Raw genomic sequence first — 25,105 nt, forward strand, 5'->3', positions numbered from 1 at the left:
CGGTATTGCAATTTCATTTTAGTTGTTTGGATTTTATTACTGCATTTTTGCTCAAATTATTTGCGGATGATCGGACTGCGGCATAGTATGATTGCTCGATGTGTTTTAACCAAGGAAAATACATGAGAGATGTGGTGGTTTTAAGTGGAGTACGCACAGCCATAGGTGATTATGGTGGGGCATTGCAACAGATTGCCCCAGCTGATTTAGCGGCAAAGGTAGTGCGCGAGGTGGTATCGCGTGCAAAAGTTGATCCTAATGATATTGGGCATCTGGTTTTTGGTAATGTGATTCACGGAGAATCCCGCGATATGTATCTAGCACGTGTTGCCTGTATTAATGGCGGTTTGCCGCAACATACTTCAGCGCTGACAGTTAATCGTTTGTGTGGGAGTGGTTTGCAAGCCATTATTTCGGCCAGTCAGAGTATTATGCTTAATGATACCGACGTGGCAGTCGCGGGTGGTGCAGAATCTATGAGTCGAGGAGGTTATTTATTACCGGCACTGCGTTGGGGGCAGCGTATGAATGATGGCGGTACCGTAGACATGATGGTTGGCGCGCTTACGGATCCATTTGATCAGGTGCATATGGGAGTCACAGCTGAAAATATCGCAGAAAAATGGCGAATTTGTAGAGAAGAGCAGGATACATTGGCAGTGGAAAGTCATCGTCGTGCCTTGCAAGCAATTAATAATGGCTATTTCAAAGAGCAAATATTGCCTGTTGAAATAATTTTTGGTAAAAAAACAATTATTTTTGATACCGATGAGCATCCTCGCGAAGATACGAACTTGGGGGGGCTGGCTAAGCTTCGGCCTATCTTTAGAAAAGAGGGGACAGTAACTGCAGGCAATGCTTCTGGTATAAACGATAGTGCTGCTGCAGTAGTATTGATGGAGAACAGTGCGGCACGGAAAAGGGGCTTGAGGCCGATGGCGCGGCTGGTTGCCTATGGTCATGCCGGTGTTGATCCTAAATTTATGGGCATCGGGCCGGTCCCTGCTGTACAAATGGCTTTGCGGCGTGCAAATATTAAGTTAGCTGAGCTGGATATAATAGAATCCAATGAAGCGTTTGCCGTACAAGCCTGTGCAGTCGCAAAAGAACTGCAGTTTGATCCAGAAAAAACAAATCCGAATGGAGGGGCAGTGGCGTTAGGTCATCCGATAGGCGCGACGGGTTGTATTTTAACTATCAAAGCGCTGTATGAGTTGCGGCGTACAGATGGGCGTTATGCATTGGTGACTATGTGTATTGGTGGTGGGCAAGGAATTGCGGCAATCTTTGAGAAACTTGAATAGGTTAGGGCTTAGTTTGGCAGAAGAAAAGAGGCGCAGTAGGCAAAAGATAAATGCCGGTTTTCGTTGACTGACGGGAGCGATTAAGCTATAGTTGCGCCTTTTTTAAGTGCAGGTATGCTGTCTGTTCCAAGGGCAGGTAGAAAATGTCTTGGATAAAGAATAGACCACTTAAAATTGTTCTGCTTGTGCAATTGTCAGTCACATTTGCGTTGGTAATTGTCTTTTTGCTTATTCTTGGCATGCATGGTGGGATATCGGCAATGCTGGGTGGAGCAGTAAGCGTAATTTCCTCGACAGCATTTGCGATGATGGTATCGCGTCATAAAGGGTATACGGCGGGTGATGCGATTAGAACTGCGCTAAGAGCTGAAGCAGTAAAAATAATGTTAACAATTGGTTTGTTATGGATGGTGTTTAAATTTTATACAAATGTTAATGCATTCGTGTTTATTGGAACGTTTATCCTGATGGTTTTAGTTTATAGTATGGCGTTATTAGTAGCAGACGATACTAAAAAGATAAGATAAATTTATAAGTGAAGCAGGCAGCGCATGGCATCTGATACAGAACTAACACCCACTTCGTACATCGAGCATCATCTTACCTATTTAACAACGCAAGTCCGTGAAGGTTCATCATTTTGGGTTCTTCATGTTGATACCTTGGTAACATCCATTGTTCTGGGTGTTATAAGCTTGGGGTTTATATGGCTGGTGGTTCGTAAGGCAACTTCCGGCGTGCCGTCCAAGACTCAGGCTTTTGTTGAGCTTGCTGTTGAGTTCATTGATAATGAAGTCAAGAACACGTTTCACGGTAACCGCCATGTGTTTGTTGCGCCCGCAGCATTGACAATTTTTGTGTGGGTCTTGATGATGAATGCCATGGATATTTTGCCAATAGATATTATGGCATGGATTATGGAGCATGCATTTGGTTTGCACAATTGGAAGATAGTGCCAACAACAGACATCAATACAACTTTTGCGTTGGCTTTATCAATCTGGTTACTCATGCTTTTCTTTAATGTGAAGGTCAAGGGATTTGGTGGTTGGATGCATGAGCTTTTTTGCACGCCGTTTGGAAAAAATCCATTGTTATGGTTGTTGAATTTACTATTCAATTTTATTGAATATGTATCAAAACCTTTGTCTCATTCTCTGCGGCTTTTCGGAAATATATATGCTGGCGAGATTATTTTCCTATTGTTGGGCATGTGGGCGGCAACCGGCGTATCTGGTACAATCTTTGGCGCGATATTGGGGGCGGGTTGGGCGATATTCCATATCTTGATTGTAACTTTGCAAGCTTTTATCTTCATGATGTTGACGGTTGTATATTTATCGATGGCGCATGAGTCGCATTAAATTCTAGATCTTTTTTTGTTGCATATTTTTAATCTTACAGAAGGAAATTAAAATGGAGAATTTGCAGTATTTAGCAATGATTCAGGCATATACTGGAATAGGTATTGGTTTGATGATCGGTCTTGGGGCAGCTGGTGCGTGTATAGGGGTTGGGGTTATGTGTAGCCGCTTTCTTGAAGGCGCTGCGCGTCAACCCGAGATGATTCCAACTTTGCAGGGTAAGGTATTTCTTTTGTTAGGTTTGACGGACGCATCATTTATTATTGCTGTTGGCTTGGCGATGTTATTTGCATTTGGTAACCCATTGCTGGCAGTAATTCAGTAATAATGTTTTTGCTGTTTAGATCAGATAATACAGGCTTGTCATGAATATTAACTTTACTTTAATTTCTCAGGCGATAGCCTTTTCAGTCTTCATTTGGTTTACTATTAAGTATGTATGGCCGCCCTTGCTGCGCGCGATAGAAGAGCGGCAAAAGACGATCGCTGACGGCTTGGCTGCTGGTGAGCGTGGTCGTCATGAATTGGAGATTGCAAGTCAACGTTCTTCGGATGTGCTGAAGGATGCCAAGCAGCGAGCTTCGGAAATAATTACGCAAGCTGAAAAACGCGCTACGGAAGTTATTGAAGAGGCGAAAAAAACGGCAAGAGAAGAGGGCGACCGAATCGTAGCTGGCGCAAAAGCAGATATTGAGCATGAAATTTTTAGTGCAAAAGAAGTGCTAAGACAGCAGGTTGCTGAATTGGCGGTCGCGGGAGCAGCGAAAATATTGCGTCGCGAAGTGGATTCCAAGGCGCATAATGATCTGCTTGTGGCAATACGGGAAGATTTAAAATAATGGCGGAAGCAATTACTGTTGCAAGGCCGTATGCAGAAGCGGCATATAAGTTTGCTGTTGAAAGCAAGGAGTTGTCTAAATGGTCGAAAATTTTGCAGCTTGCAGCTGCAATAGCGCAAGACGATCAAGTGAAACTCCTTATTGGAAATCCGCTGATATCAGTTAAGCAGTTAGGTGAGTTGATTCAAGAGATTGGTGGAAATAAATTCACGACTGAAGCGCGAAATCTTATTATACTGATGGCTGAAAATAAACGGGTGTTGGTGTTGCCTCAAGTAAGTCAACTATTTGAGCAATTGAAAGCACAGCATGAAGGTGTTTTGGAAGCTAAAATCATCAGTGCATTCAAAATGCAAGGCGATCAGATTAATAAATTAGTTGATAAATTAGAGCAAAAATTTAATCGAAAAATAGAAGCTCAAGTGAGTGTTGATCCTGAACTGATAGGTGGCATCAAAGTGGAAATTGGTGATGAAACTTTAGATGCATCAGTTCGCGGGAAACTAGAAGCTATGGCTGTTGCCCTTAAAAGCTAGGAGTTAAAATAAATGCAGTTAAATCCATCCGAAATCAGCGAATTGATTAAAAAAAGGATTGAGGGACTTGCGGATACGGCAGAGGTTCGTACGCAAGGAACTATTGTCTCTGTAACAGACGGTATTGTACGTATACATGGATTGTCAGATGTGATGCAAGGGGAAATGCTGGAATTTCCAGGCAATACTTTTGGTTTGGCGTTGAATCTTGAGAGAGATTCCGTAGGTGCAGTTATTATGGGTGCATACGAACATATCTGTGAAGGCGATATAGTCAAATGTACCGGTCGTATTCTAGAGGTTCCAGTCGGGGAAGGCTTGTTAGGACGCGTTGTAAATGCACTAGGTCAACCGATAGACGGTAAAGGGCCTATTACAGCTGTAAGGTCGGAGCCGATTGAGAAAATCGCACCAGGTGTGATCTGGCGTCAATCTGTTGATCAGCCAGTGCAAACTGGATTGAAGTCTGTGGATTCTATGGTGCCGATTGGTCGCGGCCAGCGCGAATTGATCATTGGCGACCGTCAAACAGGAAAGACCGCTGTGGCAATCGATGCGATACTTAATCAGAAAGGCCAAAACATGTTTTGTATTTATGTCGCGGTCGGTCAAAAAGCATCATCAATTGCAAACGTAGTGCGTAAACTCGAAGAGCATGGCGCAATGGAATATACCATTGTAGTGGCAGCAACAGCTTCAGAATCAGCAGCGATGCAATTTATTGCACCCTATTCAGGCTGCACTATGGGCGAATATTTTCGAGATAAAGGACAGGATGCATTAATTGTTTATGACGATTTAACTAAGCAAGCATGGGCATATCGGCAAATTTCACTGCTCTTGAGGCGTCCTCCAGGTCGTGAGGCATATCCGGGTGACGTTTTTTATCTTCATTCGCGTTTACTGGAAAGAGCGGCGCGAGTAAGTGCGGCTTATGTTGAAAAGGCGACAAATGGAGAGGTTAAAGGTAAGACAGGCTCTTTAACTGCTCTCCCAATCATCGAAACACAAGCTGGTGACGTAACTGCTTTCGTACCTACCAATGTGATTTCTATCACTGATGGACAAATTTTTCTTGAGTCTGATTTGTTTAACGCTGGTATACGTCCGGCAATTAACGCCGGTGTTTCCGTTTCTCGTGTAGGTGGTGCGGCACAAACTAAGGTGATTAAAAAGTTAGGCGGTGGTATACGTTTGGCTCTGGCGCAGTATCGCGAATTAGCTGCATTTGCTCAATTTGCGTCTGATTTAGATGAAGCAACACGAAAACAGCTAGAGCGTGGGAAAATGGCGACCGAGCTTATGAAACAATCTCAGTATGCAACCCTCAGTGTTTCAGAAATGGCGCTTACTTTATTTGCCATTAATAATGGTTATTTCGATGATGTGGAAGTTGGTCGTGCTTTAGCATTCGAATCAGCGCTGAAAAGCTACATTCGCAACCAACATGGAAAGATTCTTGACAATATAGAGAAAAACAAAGAGCTTGATGCTGGAACTGAAAAGGAATTGACAGCAGCAATTATAGAATTTAAGCAAAGCGGAACTTATTAAACAAATGGCCGGCAGCAGAGAAATACGCAATAAGATCAAGAGTGTAAAGAATACGCAAAAAATTACACGCGCCATGGAAATGGTGGCGGCATCAAAAATGCGTAAAGCTCAAGAACGTATGAAAAAAGCGCGACCTTACGGAGAAAAGATTAGAAATGTTGCCGCGCATATGAGCCGTGCAAATACCGAGTATAGACACCCATTCTTGATCGAACGGGATACGGTCAAAAAGATTGGAATTATTGTTATAACTTCAGACAAAGGCCTGTGCGGTGGATTGAACACGAATGTGTTGCGTAAGACTTTGAGTCAGATGAAGATATGGAATAACGAGGGAGAGCAGATAGAAGCCTGTTGTATCGGTAACAAAGGCTTGGGCTTTATGAGTCGGATTGGTGCGAATATTACCTCACAAGTTATAGGGCTTGGTGATACACCAGATATAGCGAGACTCATTGGCGCAGTTAAAGTGGTACTGGACGGTTATACACAAGATCAGTTTGATCGAGTGTTTATTTTTTATAATCGTTTCATCAATACCATGAAGCAACAGCCGGTTATGGAACAGTTGCTCCCTTTAACTGATGAAGTTATGCAAAGCGAAAATCAAATCGATGCAAAGGCAAAAACGTCATGGGACTATATTTATGAGCCAGAGGCGAAGTCCGTCATCGATGATATTATGGTTCGGTATGTTGAAGCTTTAATATACCAAGCTGTAGCTGAAAATATGGCGTCAGAGCAATCGGCAAGGATGGTTGCAATGAAAGCTGCATCGGACAACGCTGGTAATGTTATTGATGAATTGACATTGATTTATAACAAATCCAGGCAAGCGGCAATTACGAAGGAATTGTCTGAAATTGTCGGCGGCGCGGCAGCTGTTTAAAAATTTTTTGTATTTGTTTAGGGAACAACAATGAGTCAAGGAAAAATTGTTCAGTGTATTGGTGCAGTGATTGATGTGGAGTTTCCGCGCGAATCTCTCCCAAAAGTATATGATGCGTTAGTAATGGAAGGTTCTGAGCTTACACTCGAAGTGCAACAGCAGTTGGGTGATGGTGTGGTTCGCACAATTGCACTGGGTTCCTCAGATGGATTGCGTCGTGGAATGATGGTGCAAAATAGCGGAAAACAGATTCATGTGCCTGTTGGAATCAAAACGTTAGGACGTATCATGGATGTTTTGGGTCGCCCAATTGATGAAATGGGTGATATCGGTGCCGAGCAGCATATGTCAATACATCGTGAAGCTCCTGCTTTTGATGAACTTTCGGCATCAACAGAGCTGTTGGAAACTGGTATCAAAGTGATTGACTTGATTTGTCCGTTTGCTAAAGGTGGTAAAGTCGGATTATTTGGCGGTGCGGGTGTGGGCAAAACGGTTAATATGATGGAATTGATTCGTAATATTGCGATTGAGCACAGTGGATATTCAGTATTCGCAGGTGTGGGAGAGCGTACTCGCGAGGGAAATGACTTTTATCATGAAATGAAAGATTCTAAGGTTCTGGATAAGGTGGCTCTTGTTTATGGGCAGATGAATGAACCGCCTGGGAATCGTTTGCGTGTGGCATTAACTGGGTTGACAATGGCGGAATCTTTCCGTGACGAAGGTCGTGACGTATTGTTTTTTGTAGATAATATATATCGCTATACTTTGGCTGGAACAGAAGTTTCTGCTTTGCTTGGGCGTATGCCGTCAGCAGTTGGATATCAGCCAACTCTCGCTGAAGAAATGGGGCGACTACAAGAGCGTATTACATCTACTAAAACTGGGTCGATTACTTCGATACAAGCTGTGTATGTACCAGCTGACGATTTAACTGATCCATCACCAGCAACAACTTTTGGTCATTTGGATGCCACGGTGGTTTTGTCTCGCGATATTGCTTCACTAGGTATTTACCCGGCTGTGGATCCTCTTGATTCAACTTCACGTCAGCTTGATCCACAAGTTGTAGGGGAAGAGCATTACAATACTGCTCGCGCAGTGCAGCAGACCTTACAGCGCTATAAAGAATTAAGAGATATTATTGCAATTTTGGGTATGGATGAGTTGTCTCCTGAAGATAAACTTGCTGTGAGTCGTGCTCGTAAAATTCAACGATTTTTGTCTCAACCGTTCAATGTTGCGGAAGTATTTACCGGTTCTCCAGGGAAATATGTGTCTCTAAAAGATACTATCAAAGGTTTTAAAGGTATTGTTGGAGGTGAATATGATGATTTACCAGAACAAGCGTTTTATATGGTCGGCAGCATCGAAGAAGCAATCGAAAAATCGAAAACACTTCAATAAACTCTGAGAAAATAGCGATGGGTACCATTTTTCATCTTGATATAGTTAGTGCTGAGGAATCAATTTATTCTGGGCCTGTGGAATTTATGGTTGCACCGGCACAAATGGGCGAGGTAGGTATTTATCCGCGTCACACACCGATGTTGACAAAGATAAAATCTGGAATGGTGCGTATAAAAGCTCAGCTCAAGGAGGAGGAATTAATATACGTGTCTGGAGGTATGCTAGAAGTACAGCCAGATATTGTTACCATATTAGCTGATACTGCTGTACGCAGCCACGATCTAGATGAAGCCAAAGCGCTTGAAGCGAAGCGGGCCGCTGAAGAAGCGATGAAAAATAAGGAATCAGAATTGGATTATGTTAGAGCACAGGCTGAATTGATAGAAGCGATGGCACAGCTTGCGGCAATTGATAAACTAAGAAAACGTGGACATTAGTCAATATAAAAGATTGAGTTCCGATTATTTGTTGAAAGATAACTGAATACAAGTGAATCGAAGTATGCAATTGTTACTTTATTAGCTTGCCGTAACATTCTTTAAAATAAAGAAAGCACAAAAAAGGCGACATATGTCGCCTTTTTTGTGCTTTCTTTCTAAGCTTCTGCTAGTTTTAACCACTTGTAAAATTATAAATATTAAAATCAGCGATGAGTTAACTTACAAAGGCTATTATAAGAAAATACTGGAAATTATTGTTCATTCAATTAAATCGCAATATTTATTTCGAAATCATTCAGAATTATGCTGAAGCTAAATGTAGTAATTCTCGCAGCAGGTGCTGGAAAGCGTATGCACTCTTCTCTTCCAAAAGTATTGCATACTTTGGCGGGTCGACCATTACTGACGCATGTAATTAATACAGCGCGAAAGCTATCGCCTAATAAAATTTGCGTGGTTATTGGTCATGGCGGAGAGACAATAAGGCAAACGATCATTGGAGATGATTTGACGTGGGTGATACAGGAGCAACAACTGGGTACCGGACACGCGCTAATGCAAGCACTATCTCAGCTTAGTGATGATGGCTTGACACTTATTCTTTATGGAGATGTTCCATTAGTAAGTATGCAAACATTGCGTCAATTATTGGTCGTGGCAGATGGGAGAAACTGCGCTGTGTTGTCCACAATAATTGTAAATCCTTTTGGTTACGGAAGAATCGTGCGTGATATCGAAACCGGGGCAGTTACTGCGATTGTTGAACAAAAAGACGCGAGCGCTGAACAACAAGATATACATGAAATAAACACAGGTATTATGCTTATACCCAATGTTTATTTACATAAATGGCTGCCTACGATCAAAAATGAAAACACTCAACAGGAATATTATTTAACAGATCTCATTGAGATGGCTGTTAAAAATGGGATACATGTCGCATCGTCACAGGTCGAGAGTTTCTGGGAAGTAATGGGAGTTAATAACAAGCTCCAATTGGCAGAACTTGAAAGGCACTTTCAAAAATACTGTGCTAATAAGTTGTTGGATGAAGGTGTTAGTTTGATTGATCCGTTGCGAATTGATATACGAGGTGAACTCATTTGTGGAGCAGATGTTGAAATTGATATTAATTGTATTTTTGAAGGAACTGTTAAGCTAGGTAATCATGTGCAGGTAGGCGCTCATTGCATACTCAGGAATGCAACGGTAGCGACGGGAAGTATTATTCGCCCTTATAGCATGATGGAGGATGTAGAAATTGGTGAGAATTGCAAGATAGGTCCTTATGCGCGCATTCGCCCGGGTACTCGACTTGCCAGTGAAGTACAGATTGGTAATTTCGTTGAAGTTAAAAATAGCCAGATGGGTGTGGGGAGCAAAACGAATCATTTAAGCTATATTGGCGACTCTTGCGTAGGGAAGAATGTCAATATCGGCGCTGGAACAATTACTTGTAATTACGATGGCGCTAATAAGCACGCTACTATCATCGAGGATGATGTTTTTATCGGATCTGACACGCAGCTTGTCGCGCCTGTTAAGATATCAAAAGGGTCAACAATTGGCGCTGGATCAACGATTACCAAAGAAACGCCAGCGAATCAACTTACTTTGTCCAGATCGAAACAAGTCAGCATTGTTGGGTGGAGACGCCCTCCAAAAATCAAAAAATAGAGTAGCATTTATCATCCCGGTAGTATTTTTTGACAGTTTGAGTAGCAGGAAAATGCGATATGTGTGGAATAGTGGGTGCAGTAGCAAATAATAATATCGTTCCAGTGTTATTAGATGGATTATTGCATTTAGAATACCGAGGATATGATTCCGCTGGCCTCGTAGTGGCTTGTAATGGTTTGCAAAGATTGCGCACAACAAGCCGTGTAACCGAGCTACAAAAGCTTGCCTGTGAAAAGAATTTACAGGGCTCTGCTGGTATTGCACATACTCGCTGGGCGACGCATGGAGCCCCTTCCGAGCGTAATGCGCATCCTCATTTTTCTGAAACACCAGAATCTCTTGCCCGAATCGCCATCGCCCATAATGGAATAATTGAAAATCATGAAATAATGCGCAAACGCTTGCAGGTAGAGGGGTTTGAATTTATTTCCGATACTGATTCTGAGGTAATTGCGCATTTGATTGCTTTTAATCTTAAGCATACCGGTGATTTGGTGGCAGCGGTTTGCGCATCAATTGCTGAGCTACACGGCGCTTATGCGATCGCAGTTATAGAGGAAGCCCGGCCAGAAAGAATTGTTGTGGCGCGTAATGGAGCGCCATTATTATTGGGAATAGGTGAAAGCGGTAATTATGCGGCTTCTGATGCATCCGCGTTGCTAAAGGCAACTAGAAAGATGATTTATTTGGAAGAAGGTGATGTGGCTGAGCTTACCTGCAGCGAATATCGTATTGTTAACTGCCTAAATACGAACTTTGTAAAAGAAGTCAAACGTCCTGTTCACGAAAGTAATCTATCATGTGAGTCAATTGAATTGGGACCTTACGCGCATTTCATGCAGAAAGAAATTTTCGAGCAACCCAGCGCTGTGGCTAATACCCTGGAGATGGTTTTTAATGCACAATCAATTTCACCCAATTTATTTGGTAGCGAGGCTGAGAAAGTATTTTCCAAAACTAACGATATTCTAATTCTAGCTTGTGGAACAAGCTATCATGCAGGCTTAGTTGCAAGGCACTGGTTGGAAACTGTTGCCGGAATTCCCTGCAATGTTGAAATTGCCAGCGAATACCGTTACCGTAACCCCTTGGCAGATCAAGCTACCTTAGTAGTTGGCATTTCTCAATCTGGTGAAACTGCCGATACTCTGGCGGCAATAAGTTACGCTAAAAAGTTAGGTCATCAATACAGTCTTGCTATTTGTAATGTGCCAGAAAGTGCATTGATACGGCAAGCTGATTTATGCTTTCTCACACGTGCAGGCCCAGAGATTGGAGTAGCCTCGACGAAAGCATTTACTACACAATTGGCTTCACTATTGTTATTGACAGTGACATTGGCAAAGATGCGTCATAAATTATCCGCTCAGGATGAACAACGAATGATTATGGCGCTTCGCCATTTGCCGGTGGCTCTGCAACACGCATTGCAAATCGAGCCGCAGGTGAAGATCTGGGCAAGAAATTTTGCACAAAAACGTCATGCACTATTTCTTGGACGCGGAGTTCATTATCCTATCGCGATGGAAGGAGCGCTTAAGCTCAAAGAAATTTCTTACATTCATGCTGAGGCTTATGCAGCAGGAGAGTTGAAGCATGGGCCACTGGCTTTGGTTGATAATGAGATGCCTGTCGTAGCCATTGCGCCCAATGATCAGTTGATTGGCAAGCTTAAATCAAATTTGCAAGAAGTGCATGCTCGGGGTGGTGAGCTTTATGTATTTGCAGATGCAGATTCTCAAATGACGCAGAGTAAAAATCTGCATATCATCCGTTTATCTGAGCATGCAGGCTTGCTGAGCCCGATTCTACATACCATACCACTACAGTTATTGGCTTATCATGTGGCCTTAGTGAAAGGCACGGATGTTGATAAACCACGGAATCTAGCGAAAGCTGTGACTGTTGAATAACATTAATGGAGAATGGATTGTATGCAGCTGAAATTATTACATACCATTGAATAATCTATTTTATCTGTATTGCTACGAAGCTAGATACTTTATCCATAGAATATAGGGTGGTAATATCAACTTACTTTAGTTAAGGGTGTTAATAAATGGCTGGTCATAGCAAGTGGGCAAATATTAAGCATAAGAAAGCAGCGCAAGATGCCAAGCGCGGTAAAGTATTTACCCGACTTATCAAGGAAATTACGGTGGCTGCTCGGATGGGGGGGGGAGACCCAGATAGTAATCCGCGTTTGCGCTTGGCGGTGGATAAAGCATACGACCAGAATATGCCAAAAGATAACGTTGAGCGTGCGATTAAACGGGGCTGCGGTGCGCTGGATGGCGCTGATTATGAAGAAATTCGCTATGAAGGGTATGGAATAGCAGGTGCTGCGGTGATGGTGGATTGCATGACGGATAATCGTGTTCGAACCGTGGCTGATGTGCGCCATGCGTTTACCAAATTTGGCGGGAACTTGGGAACGGATGGCTCAGTTAGTTTTCTGTTCGAACACTGTGGTCAGTTAATTTTCGCGCCTGGAACGAATGAGGATAAAATCATAGAAGCGGCAGTGGACAATGGAGCTGAGGACGTGATTAATAACGAGGACGGTAGCATAGAAGTAATTACTGCCCCTTATGAATTCATAAATATAAAGGATGCTTTGGAGAAAGCGGGTTTTAAGGCAGAATTGGCCGAGGTAACTATGAAGCCAGGTAATGAAACAGTACTTTCGGGTGATGATGCGGTAAAAATGCAGAAATTATTAGACGCGCTGGAAAATTTGGACGATGTGCAGAATGTATATACTACAGTTGTACTTGAAGAGTCATAAACAAAGCTGCCATGAGGTGAGAAAATCCGTATTCTTGGTATAGATCCAGGATTACGCATTACTGGTTTTGGCGTGATAGACAAGAATGGAAGCGATTTAACCTACGTCAGCAGTGGCAGCGTTAAGACCTCGGAAGGTGAGTTGTCATTCCGTCTTAAGTTGATTTTAGATAATTTAACCGAAATTATTGCCTTATATCGTCCACAACACGTTTCCATAGAGCAGGTTTTTGTCAATATCAACCCTAGATCAACATTATTGTTGGGGCAAGCGCGTGGTGCGGCAATTTGTGCAGCAGTCATGAATAATCTAATGGTGGCTGAATATACTGCATTGCAAATTAAGCAAGCGGTTGTTGGAAATGGTCATGCAAAAAAAGATCAAGTACAAGAAATGGTGATGCGATTACTTAAACTGACCGGAAGTCCAGGTGCCGATGCGGCTGATGCTTTGGCTTGTGCCATTTGCCATGCGAATGGCGGGCTTGGCTTGGGAAGAATCGCGACAACTGGCTACCGAATGAAGCGTGGACGGTTAGTTTGATTGGGCGATTAACTGGTGCATTGTTAGAAAAACATCCGCCCCAGGTGTTGCTGGAAGTGCACGGAGTTGGTTATGAGATTGATGTGCCGATGAGTACTTTTTATGATCTTCCCGTGCTCGGAACGCAAGTTACTTTGTATACCCACCTTGTAATACGTGAAGATATGCACTTGCTGTTTGGCTTTGCGACAGAACTGGAGCGCCGGACATTTCGAATGTTAGTAAAAATTTCCGGTATAGGTGCAAGAACAGCATTAGCACTTCTATCTGGCTTGAGCGTAGCTGATTTGCATCGTGCGGTGGGTTCTCAAGATAGTGCGCGATTAGTAAAAGTGCCTGGTATTGGAAAAAAGACGGCCGAGCGTTTATTACTTGAATTGCGAGATAAATTGGACTTGGCAGTGTTCAATTCTGATCATGCTGCGTCGTCAACCAGTGAGAGTGACATTCTCAATGCATTGTTATCATTAGGCTATAGCGATCGTGAAGCCAGTTGGGCTATTAAGCAGATTTCTTCGAATACGATGGTGTCCGATGGCATACGCCAGGCGTTGCAATTATTATCTAAAGAGAGATAGTAGAAAATCACGAGGGTAATGAATGATTGAAACCGATCGGCTTATAACTGCTATTTCCTCATCTTCGCAAGAAGAAATATTAGAGCGGGCATTACGTCCTAAACAACTTGAGGAGTATGTCGGTCAGGAAAAAATTCGTGGGCAACTGCAGATATTTATAGAAGCTGCCAGGAATCGACACGAAGCGCTAGATCACGTTTTATTATTCGGGCCGCCCGGATTAGGTAAGACGACACTTGCGCATATTATTGCCAGAGAAATGGGTGTTAATTTGCGGCAAACTTCTGGTCCGGTACTGGAGCGTCCGGGCGATTTGGCGGCTTTATTGACTAATCTGGAGCCTAATGATGTTCTGTTTATCGATGAAATTCATCGCCTTTCACCCGTAGTAGAAGAAATTCTTTATCCGGCGCTGGAAGATTATCAATTAGATATTATGATAGGAGAGGGGCCGGCAGCGCGATCTGTGAAGCTCGACTTGCCTTCATTTACTTTGGTGGGAGCAACGACGCGTGCTGGCATGCTTACGAATCCACTGCGTGATCGTTTCGGTATTGTGTCACGCCTGGAATTTTATACGCCGGAAGAACTTGGCAAGATAGTTATTCGTTCTGCCGGGTTATTGAAAGTACAAATTTCATCCGATGGTGCGCTAGAAATTGCTCGCCGTTCGCGTGGCACGCCACGAATTGTTAACCGGTTGCTGCGCCGCGTGCGTGATTATGCCCAGGTGAAGGCAGATGGGCATATTACTCACCTTGTGGCGGATGCTGCTTTGAGCATGTTGGACGTTGATGCGATCGGGCTGGATGTCATGGACCGGAAATTGCTATTAGCCGTATTGGAAAAATTTAGTGGTGGCCCGGTCGGTGTTGATAATCTCGCTGCTGCGATTAGTGAAGAGCGCGACACGATTGAAGATGTGTTAGAGCCATACTTAATTCAGCAAGGATTCTTGAAACGCACATCAAGAGGACGTATGGCAACGACAGCGGCTTATCAGCATTTTGGTATCGCTCAGTTAAATGGTGGATTAAGCGGTGAACTTTGGGAAGAAAAAAATTTATAACTAACTCTATTGCTTACAGCCTATGCAGATTCAAACATTGCGATTCATTGTAGCCGTATTGCTGACACTAGTGGCTATGTTGTATTTTTATACCGGTCGTGAAAAAGATTTTTACAGTAAAAGTGCAGAACCTGCAATTGCCCAAATATTAACTGAAATTTCAAGCTGGGAAAAACAAGCGCTGCTGCTTCACTTGGCGCCAGAGGCAAGGCAAACAATAAGCGACGAACAGCTTGATCAGCTGATGGATCTGTATCGCAGTTTCGGTCGATTTCAATCTATCGAAGAACTTAATTTTTCTCGTACTGTTAGTGCATTCTCATTGGTCGGAGAAAAGCGCATTAATTATTCAGGTGCTGCTAATTTTGACGCAGGGCTAATTAGTCTGAATATTACATTAATCGAACGAGGAGGTTTTTTTCTTGTGTATAATTTCACATTGGCAAAAACTTCAAACGAGTAGGGCCTAAAAATACGGCATAATTCATGATATTATGCTTTGAACTATATTCTTCATATAGTAGTCTTATCGATCGTTAGAATAGTTTGTTATAAATTTCACAGTGGAGGCTATTTAATAATGAATCAAAATTTATCAACCGTTTCGCAAAGATCACCTTCTGCGATAGCAACGAATAAAGTATTACGTAACACATATATGCTTTTGTCTTTAACATTGTTATTCAGCGGATTTACTGCTGCCATATCAATGATGATGAACATGCCGCCTATGACTTATTTGATATCAATTATTGGTGGGATGGTTATTGCGATGTTTGTATTGCCCCGTTTTGCAAATTCGCCAGCTGGAATCGGAATTGTATTTTTGATTACTGGTTTGCTGGGATTTGGACTGGGACCGATATTAACTATGTATGCATCTCTTCCTAATGGTGGAAATATCATTATGCTGTCGTTCGCTGGAACAGGAGCTATTTTCATGGGACTGTCTGCTTATGTGCTGACTACTCGGAAAGATTTCAGCTTCCTAGGTGGGTTCTTGATGGTAGGGTTTTTGTTAGTACTATTAGCTGCCCTAGCTAACATATTCCTGCAAATACCGGCTATGTCATTGATGATATCTGCTGTTGTCATTATGATCATGAGTGGCTTTATTCTGCATGACACCAGTCGCATTATTCATGGTGGTGAAACCAATTACGTGCTGGCTACTATTGGTTTATATATGACAATTTTTAATATCTTCATTAGCCTGCTGCAAATACTGGGTATTATGGGCAATGACGATTAATTTCTGGATTTTAGAATAATCCATAAAACCCCGGTTAAACCGGGGTTTTTTTTGGATAAAAGAATTTCAAAGAGAGGAATTAATCATGGATTGGATGCAAATTATTGCTGCTTTGGCGCTAGTGATGTTTATTGTTGTCTTGTTTCCAAGAGCTCGGCATATGATAAAGAATAGTCCCAAAGGGACATCTTCCGATTGGATGAGTTTCGTCATTCCAATTGCTGCGGTAGTCCTGTTTGTCATGTTGCTGATTAAATTAGTTTGATCTGCTTGCCTTGGATGGCGATTAATTTCAGGTGCTGAGGTTCCAGGATTTAAATTCGTTTGAGATGAATTTAAGAAAAAGCAGTAAGCTGCATTGCGAATTGAGATAATTTTTTTACTTTACGCAATGTTTTTTAGCTGTCCTCTTATAGCAATACCATATTATAAGTATGGGAATATTCCTATAAAAATCATGAATTTTCCTTGTTTGAGCAACAGTGACATGCTAGAATTTCCACTTGATTAATTAGCATGTAGAAGGTATCTATAACTAAGAAAATCTAAGTTGCGGATAATAAGGAAATTCGGCCAAAGAAATATGATTATCGTCAATCATGGTGTGGTGTTAATAAAATTAGATTGTAACGTATGAAATTCATAAACTGGCTGAACAAGAAAATGGTTCAGGTTTGTAGCGTTCATAGTCGTACCTGAAGTCTGTAAAATTTGTAATCATGTAGGGGGAAATATGGGAAGTAAATCAGTAGTAACCCTGGCGGGGGTGTCCGCTCTTGCTTTGTACTCGAGCATGGCGGTGGGATCTCTGGGATCTAGATATAATTTTCCAGAGCCGCAAAGTATCATCGCAAAAGAAACATATGATATGCATATTTGGCTTATGTGGGTATGTTTGGTCATTTTTATCGGTGTATTTAGTGTTATGTTTTATTCCATCCTTAAGCACCGAAAGTCTGTGGGTCACAAGGCAGCAAATTTTCATCACAGTACTGCAGCAGAAGTTATCTGGACTATAATACCTTGTATTATTCTTGTAGTTATGGCATGGCCTGCAACCAAGACTGTTATTGCGATGAAGGATACTTCGAGTCCAGATATGACAATCAAAGCAACGGGCTACCAGTGGATGTGGGGTTATGATTATTTGCAAGGCGAAGGTGAAGGCATTAGCTTTTTTAGTAGAATCTCGACACCGCGGGCGCAAATTGAGAATAAAGAACCTAAGGGCGAACACTATTTGTTGGAGGTTGATAATCATGTGGTCGTTCCAGTCGGTAAAAAAGTACGCGTTGTGATAACTGCGAATGATGTGCTTCATGCTTGGTCGGTACCAGCGTTGGGTGTTAAGCAGGATGCGATTCCGGGTTTTATTCGCGATACATGGTTTACAGCAGATAAGGCTGGAATATATCGCGGGATGTGTTCCGAACTGTGTGGTAAGGATCACGCATTTATGCCGATCGTGGTAGAAGTCATGGAAGCAGATGATTATGCACAATGGGTGGCAACTCAATTAAGCGCGTCTGCAGTCAAGACATCAATGCATGTAGAAAATAAGTAAAAAGGAGATAGCTATGGCAGCAGTACACGGTGACACACATGGTCACGGACATGATGATCATCATCCCAGTGGGATAATGCGTTGGGTTACAACGACTAATCACAAAGATATTGGTACGATGTATCTTTGGTTTAGTTTTACGATGTTTTTGGTAGGTGGTTTTTTGGCTATGGGTATTCGGGCTGAATTATATCAGCCAGGTATTCAGATACTAGAACCTGAGTTATTTAATCAATTTACTACGTTGCATGGGCTAATCATGGTGTTCGGTGCCATTATGCCGGCCTTTGTGGGGTTTGCTAATTGGCAGGTACCATTGATGATTGGTGCGCCCGATATGGCTTTTGCGCGGATGAATAACTGGAGTTTCTGGTTATTGCCGGTGGCAGCTACTTTACTAATTGGATCATTTTTTGTTCCAGGTGGTGCCGCAGCGGGAGGATGGACATTCTATCCACCACTTTCGACACAGGGTGGCTTGGGCGTGGATTTGATGATTTTCTCTGTTCATATTTTAGGTGCTTCCTCTATTATGGGCTCAATTAATATCATCACAACCATCTTAAATATGCGTGCGCCTGGCATGACGTTGATGAAGATGCCTATGTTTGTATGGACATGGTTGATTACTGCCTATTTGCTGGTTCTGGTTATGCCTGTTCTGGCTGGTGTAGTAACTATGCTACTCACAGATCGCCATTTTGGAACAAGTTTCTTTAATGCAGCCGGTGGTGGAGATCCAGTTTTATTTCAGCACATTTTCTGGTTCTTTGGGCATCCGGAAGTCTATATTATGATTTTGCCTGCATTCGGAATTATTTCTGAGATAATTCCAACTTTCTCGCGCAAGCCGTTATTTGGTTATTCATCAATGGTTTATGCGACTGCATCGATCGCAATTTTATCTTGCGTTGTGTGGGCACATCATATGTTCACAGCAGGTATGCCGGCAGTCGGTCAATTGTTCTTCATGTATGCAACGATGTTGATCGCTGTTCCAACCGCAGTGAAAGTATTTAATTGGACGGCAACCATGTGGCGTGGCTCAATGACATTTGAAACACCGATGCTGTTTTCAATCGGCTTTATCTTCCTGTTCGTGATTGGCGGATTTAGCGGTGTGATTTGTGCGATTGTTCCAATTGATATTCAAGTTCAGGATACTTATTATGTGATTGCGCATTTCCATTATGTCTTAGTATCAGGCGCATTGTTTGCACTGTTTGCTGGCGCTTATTACTGGATACCGAAATGGACCGGTCGTATGTACAATGAAACGTTAGGTAAGTGGCACTTCTGGTTGTCCATGTTCTTCTTTAACTTAACTTTCTTTGTTCAGCATTTCTTGGGCTTGGCAGGTATGCCACGTAGAGTTCCTGATTATAATTTGCAATTTGCAGATTTTAATATGATTTCTAGCCTTGGCGCATTTGGGTTTGGACTGACGCAACTGCTTTTCCTTTACATTATGATTAGTTGTATCCGTAGTGGAGAAAAAGCACCGCAGATGCCATGGGAAGGTGCGAAAACATTGGAATGGACGCATTTGCCTACTCCGGCGCCATACCATAGTTTTGAGAAACCACCTGTTGTTAATTAAAGGTAGCAAAACGTATGTCACAAGACCCAGAATTAAAACGTAAGAAGCTTAGAACAGGAATTATTCTGTTAATTATGGTGCTAGCCATTTATTTAATGGTTATTTTCAAACAATGATAACTAGTAAATCAAAAGCTAATGTATTAATGCTGAAAAAATTATTAATTTTCACGTTAGTTATGTTTGTTTTTGGTTATGCTTTGGTACCGTTCTATGAAAAATTTTGCGAAGTAACCGGAATTAACAATCTGCTACAAGCGGACGTACGGGTGAAGGATAACTGGGTGGACGAGGAGCGCTGGATAACAGTTCAGTTCGATGCCAATACAAGAGGATTACCTTGGCAGTTTAAACCGCTGCAAACTAGTGCTCGCATTCACCCAGGTGAGCCAGTTAATGTGATGTACGAAATTACAAATGATTCAGATCGAGAAATTAATGGGCAAGCAATACCCAGTTATAGCCCACGTTTTCTAGATAAGTATCTGAAGAAATTTGAGTGTTTTTGTTTTACAAAACAGGTTCTTAAGCCAAATGAAACCAGGCAAATGCCAGTGCAATTCGTGATTGAGCCAAACCTGCCTACAGATATAGATACGGTGACTATTTCATATACTTTTTTTGAATTACCCGGTAGCTGAAGTTTTGTTGCAGAATAAGGAAGCTAAGGTATGGATAAAGTTACTGAAAAACAAACTAGCGTAAGTATTTGGCAAATTGCTAAGGCAGTATTTTCTGCCTTTATAGGAATTCGCAAAAAGAGTGGTCTTGAGAATGATGCGGCAATATTGAAACCAATTCATGTCGTCGTAGGTGGAATTATTGGAGGATTGCTTTTTGTGCTGGGTGTGATGTTGTTGGTGAAATTGGTTCTTAGTTAGAAATTGAATAAATCATAAAGTTGGAGGAGATAAGAATGAGTCAAGAGTCTGGACACTATTATGTCCCAGCGCCGTCGATGTATCCGATCATTGGATCGACCGCGGTATTATTTTTGGGATCAGGTGCCGCCCTAACCATGAATAAAATTGAGCTTGGTTACGGCTTGTTAGGAATCGGTTTTGCTATCCTGATTTATATGTTATTTGGATGGTTCGGTACTGTCGCCAGAGAAAGTGAAGGTGGACGATATAATCAACAAGTCGATAAATCATTTCGATGGGGAATGAGCTGGTTTATTTTGACGGAAGTGATGTTTTTTTGTGCATTTTTTGGTGCACTATGGTACATGCGAAATTTGTCCATACCATGGTTGGAAGCTGAAAGTTCTGCGTTAGGAAATGAATTCTGGACTACTTATGATGGTGCATGGCCAACCTCCGGCCCTGGTGAACATGAAGCCTTTACACCGATGGGAGCATGGGGATTGCCTGCTTTCAATACGTTGTTACTTTTAACTTCAGGTGTTACATGTACGATAGCGCATTGGAGATTGAAGGAAAATAGACGTGACGGGTTAAAACTGTGGCTGTTGGCAACGATAGCTTTGGGTACATTATTTATTGGCTGCCAAGCTTATGAATATGTGCACGCTTATAATGATCTTAATCTGAAAATGACTAGCGGCGCATACGGTTCTACATTCTTTATGCTGACAGGGTTTCATGGCTTCCATGTGACAATTGGTACAATCATGCTGATCGTGATTTATTTCCGCAGTGCCGCAGGACATTTTACACCGGAGAATCATTTTGGTTTTGAAGGCGTGGCATGGTACTGGCACTTTGTTGACGTGGTATGGTTGGGGTTGTTTATATTTGTTTACCTGATGTAAGTAGCCGATACCGCAGAATCAAGATTCCAGCTTTACGAAACTTAGGAAATATAGGTTTATCGTCCAAGTTGCCAGCGAAGCTGGAATCAATTAAAGGTTCAAGTGAATTATTAAGAATTTTACCCTAATTTCAGAAGCTTATTCGTTGCAAGAACCTAATCAGACAAAGCAGTACATCTCAAGTACTTAAGTAGATAAAAATGATTGTAATGGGATACCGCTTTAAACCAAAATTATGGTCAATTGTACTGACTATTTTGTTTGTAACAATTTTTGTCGAGTTAGGTAAGTGGCAATTGTCTCGAGCTGATGAGAAAAGTATGCAGCATGAGCAACTAGAAAAGTATGCGACGCAACCTGTGGTTACTTTGCCGGGAAGCCCAGTTAAATTAGCTGATTATCAATATCGCGATGTTGAAATACGCGGTGAATATCTCGCAGATCATATGATATTTCTGGACAATAAAACCTATCAGGGGCGCGCTGGATATCACGTTCTTAGCCCATTGAAAATCAAGAATAGCTCACTGCACGTGGTGATCAATAGAGGTTGGATAGCAACTGGGAATGACAGATCCGTTTTACCTCTGATTACAACAGATCCGGGAGATGTCATAATTACTGGCACGGTGATATCACCAGAGATAAGAACTTTTGAAATTTCTGGCGCAATAGAGGAAGGGCCAGTTTGGAACAGATTTAGTCTGGATAGATATCAAGAAATAACGGGCTTGAGAATGCAACCCATTATGATCTTACAAAAAGATGCAATTGAAGACGGTTTGAAGCGATCATGGGATAAGCCAGACTCCGGCGCATCGAAAAATATTGGCTATGCAGTACAATGGTTTTCATTAGCAATTACAACAATAGTTATTTTCATAATATTGAATGTCAAACGTACAACTACAGAAGTCAAATAGACGTAAGTTCTTATTATTGCTGGCTTTAATGTCTGCTCCGGTAATTGTGTCATATGTCTTGTTTTTTACGGAATATAGGCCAAAAAGCACACACTATGGCGATTTGATACCTATTGTCAAAGTCGCAGGAATAGGCACTAATCAGAATGATAATACTATCCTTCGCATGAAAGATCTTCATGGTAAATGGGTTCTGGTAACGGTGGATTCTGGGCAATGTGACGAAGCTTGCATTAAAAAACTTTATTTCATGCGTCAAGTGCGCTTAGTACAAGGTAAGGAAAAGCATAGAATTGAGCGTCTCTGGTTAATCAATGACGATGTTAGACCAGACGATGAATTGATTAAGCAATATGAAGGCACTTACTTTGTCAGTGCAAAAGATAGCGAAATACTCGGGTATATAGAGACTCAAGAAACGCAAACAAAGCATATCTATTTAATTGATCCAATCGGAAATTTAATGATGCGTTTCCCTGAGGATGTGGATGGCACCAAAATGGGCCACGATTTGAAGCGGTTGCTACACGTTTCACAAATCGAACACTAACACTTAATGCGTCCTGCGCTAGCAGGGTGCTACAAGACAATGAAAATATTTAAGAATAAACATAGGAGATAATGACATGGCTACCAGTATAGCTTGGCATGAAACGGCTTCGCGAATTAATCAATTTTATCGATTGACAAAACCTCGCGTAGTATCGTTGATTGTTTTTACAGCGGTAATCGGAATGTTTTTGGCTGTTCCAGGCGCCGTACCAGTCGATATTTTGTTATTAGCTACTCTAGGCATAGCATTAGTGGCAGGTGCTGCTGCCGCTTTGAATTGTCTTGTAGAGCAAAAAATGGATGCTGTAATGGCACGTACTAAAGGTAGGCCATTGCCACAAGGGAAAGTAAGCGTTCCCGAAACTTTGTTCTTTCTGCTACTGGTTGGCGGATTAGGTCTATTCATTCTGTACTACTGGGTAAACGAACTAACAATGTGGCTAACATTGGCAACATTTGTGGGGTATGCCATTATTTACACAGTGATCCTGAAACCTCTAACGCCACAAAATATTGTTATTGGAGGCGCATCAGGCGCAATGCCTCCGGTATTGGGATGGGCTGCAGTAACCGGAGATGTTACTAGTGATGCACTGTTGTTATTTCTAATTATTTTTGCTTGGACACCGCCGCATTTTTGGGCCCTTGCACTCTATAGAAAAAAAGAGTACGCCTCAATTGGCATGCCTATGTTGCCAGTTACCCACGGTGATCAATTTACAAAATTGCATGTAGTGCTATATACCATTATCTTGTGTTTGGTAACTACGTTGCCTTATATTACGCAAATGAGTGGCTTGATTTATTTAGTCAGTTCTATTCTGCTTAATGGTGTTTTTATGTACTACGCGATAGAAATTTATCGTAACTACAGTGATCAGCTGGCACGAGATGCATTCCGTTATTCAATCCTTTATCTGGCGCTACTGTTTGTCGCGTTATTGGTAGATCACTACTTCTTTTTCTAGATTAATGTAATAAGAAGCTGATGCTGCGTTTACAATACTTGCTCGGGAAATTGGAATAATCCAGGTATTGTAAACGCAGAAATAAAAGTCAAAGTTTAAGTCTTAGTTGGGAATAATTTTCCCGGATTCAAAATGTTGTTTGGATCGAATAGCTGTTTAATATTTCTCATTAAGTCCAACGTTACACCATCAATCTCTTTCGTCACAAAAGCACGCTTCTCGCTGCCGATACCATGTTCGCCCGATAGTGTGCCGCGCAGTCTGATCACTAAATCAAATATTTCATCCAGGCAGTGCTCAGCACGAGCCACTTCTTCTGCATCGTCAGGATTGATTAACAGATTGACATGAATGTTCCCATTGCCTGCATGGCCAAAATTGACATTATGTAATTGATACTGATCGTTAAGTTTTGTCAGGCCTGCTAGAAATTGCGGCAAGGTGTTTACCGGTACTACTACATCTTCGTTAATTTTCTTCGGGGCAATTTCCTTCAACAACGGTGATAAGGCTTTGCGTGCTTGCCACAGTGCTGCCGTATCGTTGGCTTGCTGTGCGCGAATTAATCCATCGCTGCGACATGCTTCCAGGATGGCGGCAATTGAAGTGGTAATGTCTTCGCCAAAGCCATCGACTTCAATCATCAGCATGGCATGGGTATTCATCGGCAACATATCCGGATAGCGGCCACGAATGAGATTGAGTGATCCAGCATCCAGAAATTCAAGTGCGCTTGGTAGTTGCGGAAGTGCCATAATATTGACAATGGCATGGGTACAACTTGAGAGATCGCTGAAATGTGCTGTAATACCAGCGACAGCACTGGGAAGTGCTGCGAGTTTGAGAGTAGCCTCGGTAATAACAGCCAGCGTTCCTTCGGAACCAATCAATAGCCGAGTTAAATCATAGCCGACTACGCCTTTGGTAGTGTAACAGCCGGTTGTAATTAAATCTCCCGTACCGGTCACGGCTTTCAAGCCCAAAACATGCTCACGTGTGGTGCCGTATTTCACGGCATGCGGCCCACCTGCACTGGTGGCAATATTACCGCCAATACTCGAAAATTGCGCGCTTGAAGGATCCGGTGGCCAGAAAAAACCATGCGGCTTGGCAGCATCTTGCACGGTTTGATTCAAAACGCCAGGCTCCGCCACGATTACTCGATTGGCGGGATCAACCGAGATGATGTTCAGCATGCGTTCCAGCGATAAGGCGATACCGCCAAACTCTGGTAAGCTGCCGCCTGCTGTGCCGGTACCGCGGCCACGGGGAATCAATGGGACATGATACTGATTGCACAAGGATACAATATGGCACACTTCTTCCGTGGTTAAGGGAAATAGCACAGCGTCTGGCGGAAAAATCTTGCGACTATTGTCATAGGCATAAGAATAGCAATCCACCGGATCGGTATAGAAGCGATCGGATGGAAACGCGCGTTGTAGCTCGGCGACCAAGTTAGCGGGCAGCATGGAA

At 42.3% G+C, this 25,105-nt stretch carries 28 protein-coding genes; 27 read left to right on the forward strand and 1 reads right to left on the reverse strand.

The genetic code is table 11. The features are described from left to right. Nucleotides 1-122: 122 nt before the first annotated feature. From K2Q13_RS06000 to cyoE, 27 genes are all read left to right on the forward strand, one after another. Entirely contained in the window at nt 123-1,304 is a 1,182-nt protein-coding gene (locus K2Q13_RS06000; RefSeq protein WP_292919963.1) for an acetyl-CoA C-acyltransferase family protein, read from the forward strand. Between the two features lie 143 nt (nt 1,305-1,447). After that, nucleotides 1,448-1,831, forward strand: coding sequence for an ATP synthase subunit I (locus K2Q13_RS06005; RefSeq protein WP_292919965.1), 384 nt, complete (start codon nt 1,448-1,450; stop codon nt 1,829-1,831). A 24-nt stretch (nt 1,832-1,855) separates the two neighbouring features. After that, complete coding sequence (gene atpB / locus K2Q13_RS06010) at nt 1,856-2,668, forward strand: F0F1 ATP synthase subunit A (protein ID WP_292919967.1); 813 nt, start codon at nt 1,856-1,858, stop codon at nt 2,666-2,668. A gap of 52 nt (nt 2,669-2,720) precedes the next feature. After that, nucleotides 2,721-2,993, forward strand: coding sequence for a F0F1 ATP synthase subunit C (gene atpE / locus K2Q13_RS06015; protein WP_013646518.1), 273 nt, complete (start codon nt 2,721-2,723; stop codon nt 2,991-2,993). A gap of 40 nt (nt 2,994-3,033) precedes the next feature. Further along, the gene (locus K2Q13_RS06020; protein ID WP_292919969.1) at nt 3,034-3,507 is read left to right on the forward strand and encodes a F0F1 ATP synthase subunit B; all 474 of its coding nucleotides are present in this window, start codon (nt 3,034-3,036) and stop codon (nt 3,505-3,507) included. Further along, nucleotides 3,507-4,043: a F0F1 ATP synthase subunit delta gene (locus tag K2Q13_RS06025; protein ID WP_292919971.1), complete on the forward strand. Its 537-nt coding sequence runs from the start codon at nt 3,507-3,509 to the stop codon at nt 4,041-4,043. Before K2Q13_RS06020 ends, K2Q13_RS06025 begins: the two co-directional genes overlap by 1 nt. A 12-nt stretch (nt 4,044-4,055) precedes the next feature. Beyond that, nucleotides 4,056-5,597, forward strand: coding sequence for a F0F1 ATP synthase subunit alpha (atpA, locus tag K2Q13_RS06030; protein WP_292919973.1), 1,542 nt, complete (start codon nt 4,056-4,058; stop codon nt 5,595-5,597). Between the two features lie 4 nt (nt 5,598-5,601). Further along, complete coding sequence (gene atpG / locus K2Q13_RS06035) at nt 5,602-6,486, forward strand: F0F1 ATP synthase subunit gamma (protein WP_292919975.1); 885 nt, start codon at nt 5,602-5,604, stop codon at nt 6,484-6,486. A 30-nt stretch (nt 6,487-6,516) separates the two neighbouring features. Then, nucleotides 6,517-7,896 (forward strand): F0F1 ATP synthase subunit beta, encoded by a 1,380-nt coding sequence (gene atpD / locus K2Q13_RS06040; RefSeq protein ID WP_292919976.1) that lies wholly within the window; start codon nt 6,517-6,519, stop codon nt 7,894-7,896. 17 nt (nt 7,897-7,913) lie between these two features. Further along, entirely contained in the window at nt 7,914-8,336 is a 423-nt protein-coding gene (locus K2Q13_RS06045) for a F0F1 ATP synthase subunit epsilon (RefSeq protein WP_292919978.1), read from the forward strand. Nucleotides 8,337-8,642: 306 nt separating this feature from the next. After that, complete coding sequence (gene glmU / locus K2Q13_RS06050; RefSeq protein ID WP_292919980.1) at nt 8,643-10,016, forward strand: bifunctional UDP-N-acetylglucosamine diphosphorylase/glucosamine-1-phosphate N-acetyltransferase GlmU; 1,374 nt, start codon at nt 8,643-8,645, stop codon at nt 10,014-10,016. Between the two features lie 59 nt (nt 10,017-10,075). After that, nucleotides 10,076-11,932, forward strand: coding sequence for a glutamine--fructose-6-phosphate transaminase (isomerizing) (gene glmS, locus K2Q13_RS06055; RefSeq protein ID WP_292919982.1), 1,857 nt, complete (start codon nt 10,076-10,078; stop codon nt 11,930-11,932). A gap of 146 nt (nt 11,933-12,078) precedes the next feature. Next, on the forward strand, nt 12,079-12,807 hold the full coding sequence (locus tag K2Q13_RS06060; protein WP_292919984.1) for a YebC/PmpR family DNA-binding transcriptional regulator: 729 nt from the start codon (nt 12,079-12,081) through the stop codon (nt 12,805-12,807). A 24-nt stretch (nt 12,808-12,831) separates the two neighbouring features. Continuing rightward, nucleotides 12,832-13,350 (forward strand): crossover junction endodeoxyribonuclease RuvC, encoded by a 519-nt coding sequence (ruvC, locus tag K2Q13_RS06065; RefSeq protein WP_292920052.1) that lies wholly within the window; start codon nt 12,832-12,834, stop codon nt 13,348-13,350. Then, the gene (gene ruvA, locus K2Q13_RS06070; protein ID WP_292920054.1) at nt 13,347-13,928 is read left to right on the forward strand and encodes a Holliday junction branch migration protein RuvA; all 582 of its coding nucleotides are present in this window, start codon (nt 13,347-13,349) and stop codon (nt 13,926-13,928) included. Before ruvC ends, ruvA begins: the two co-directional genes overlap by 4 nt. A 22-nt stretch (nt 13,929-13,950) precedes the next feature. Continuing rightward, complete coding sequence (gene ruvB / locus K2Q13_RS06075) at nt 13,951-14,997, forward strand: Holliday junction branch migration DNA helicase RuvB (RefSeq protein ID WP_292919986.1); 1,047 nt, start codon at nt 13,951-13,953, stop codon at nt 14,995-14,997. 22 nt (nt 14,998-15,019) lie between these two features. Continuing rightward, nucleotides 15,020-15,460, forward strand: coding sequence for a hypothetical protein (locus tag K2Q13_RS06080; protein ID WP_292919987.1), 441 nt, complete (start codon nt 15,020-15,022; stop codon nt 15,458-15,460). A 117-nt stretch (nt 15,461-15,577) separates the two neighbouring features. After that, nucleotides 15,578-16,249 carry a Bax inhibitor-1/YccA family protein gene (locus K2Q13_RS06085; RefSeq protein ID WP_292919989.1) on the forward strand — a complete coding sequence of 224 codons (672 nt, stop codon included), beginning with the start codon at nt 15,578-15,580 and terminating at the stop codon, nt 16,247-16,249. 85 nt (nt 16,250-16,334) lie between these two features. After that, entirely contained in the window at nt 16,335-16,514 is a 180-nt protein-coding gene (locus K2Q13_RS06090) for a hypothetical protein (protein ID WP_292919991.1), read from the forward strand. Between the two features lie 468 nt (nt 16,515-16,982). Next, nucleotides 16,983-17,813: a cytochrome c oxidase subunit II gene (coxB, locus tag K2Q13_RS06095; RefSeq protein ID WP_292919993.1), complete on the forward strand. Its 831-nt coding sequence runs from the start codon at nt 16,983-16,985 to the stop codon at nt 17,811-17,813. 13 nt (nt 17,814-17,826) lie between these two features. Next, entirely contained in the window at nt 17,827-19,413 is a 1,587-nt protein-coding gene (ctaD, locus tag K2Q13_RS06100; protein ID WP_292919995.1) for a cytochrome c oxidase subunit I, read from the forward strand. A gap of 112 nt (nt 19,414-19,525) precedes the next feature. Continuing rightward, entirely contained in the window at nt 19,526-20,053 is a 528-nt protein-coding gene (locus tag K2Q13_RS06105; RefSeq protein WP_292919997.1) for a cytochrome c oxidase assembly protein, read from the forward strand. 30 nt (nt 20,054-20,083) lie between these two features. Further along, complete coding sequence (locus K2Q13_RS06110) at nt 20,084-20,293, forward strand: DUF2970 domain-containing protein (protein WP_292919999.1); 210 nt, start codon at nt 20,084-20,086, stop codon at nt 20,291-20,293. Between the two features lie 35 nt (nt 20,294-20,328). Beyond that, on the forward strand, nt 20,329-21,186 hold the full coding sequence (locus K2Q13_RS06115; protein WP_292920001.1) for a cytochrome c oxidase subunit 3: 858 nt from the start codon (nt 20,329-20,331) through the stop codon (nt 21,184-21,186). A gap of 200 nt (nt 21,187-21,386) precedes the next feature. Next, nucleotides 21,387-22,109 (forward strand): SURF1 family protein, encoded by a 723-nt coding sequence (locus K2Q13_RS06120; RefSeq protein ID WP_292920003.1) that lies wholly within the window; start codon nt 21,387-21,389, stop codon nt 22,107-22,109. A 28-nt stretch (nt 22,110-22,137) separates the two neighbouring features. Continuing rightward, on the forward strand, nt 22,138-22,659 hold the full coding sequence (locus K2Q13_RS06125; RefSeq protein WP_292920005.1) for a hypothetical protein: 522 nt from the start codon (nt 22,138-22,140) through the stop codon (nt 22,657-22,659). 76 nt (nt 22,660-22,735) lie between these two features. Beyond that, a complete protein-coding gene (gene cyoE / locus K2Q13_RS06130; RefSeq protein ID WP_292920006.1) occupies nt 22,736-23,629 on the forward strand; it encodes a heme o synthase in 894 nt (297 codons plus the stop codon). Nucleotides 23,630-23,724: 95 nt separating this feature from the next. Here cyoE and K2Q13_RS06135 read toward each other — a convergent pair whose 3' ends face one another. Beyond that, the gene (locus tag K2Q13_RS06135) at nt 23,725-25,101 is read right to left on the reverse strand and encodes an FAD-linked oxidase C-terminal domain-containing protein (protein WP_292920008.1); all 1,377 of its coding nucleotides are present in this window, start codon (nt 25,099-25,101) and stop codon (nt 23,725-23,727) included. Nucleotides 25,102-25,105: the final 4 nt, after the last annotated feature.

Source organism: Nitrosomonas sp., assembly GCF_019752095.1.
GTDB lineage: Bacteria > Pseudomonadota > Gammaproteobacteria > Burkholderiales > Nitrosomonadaceae > Nitrosomonas.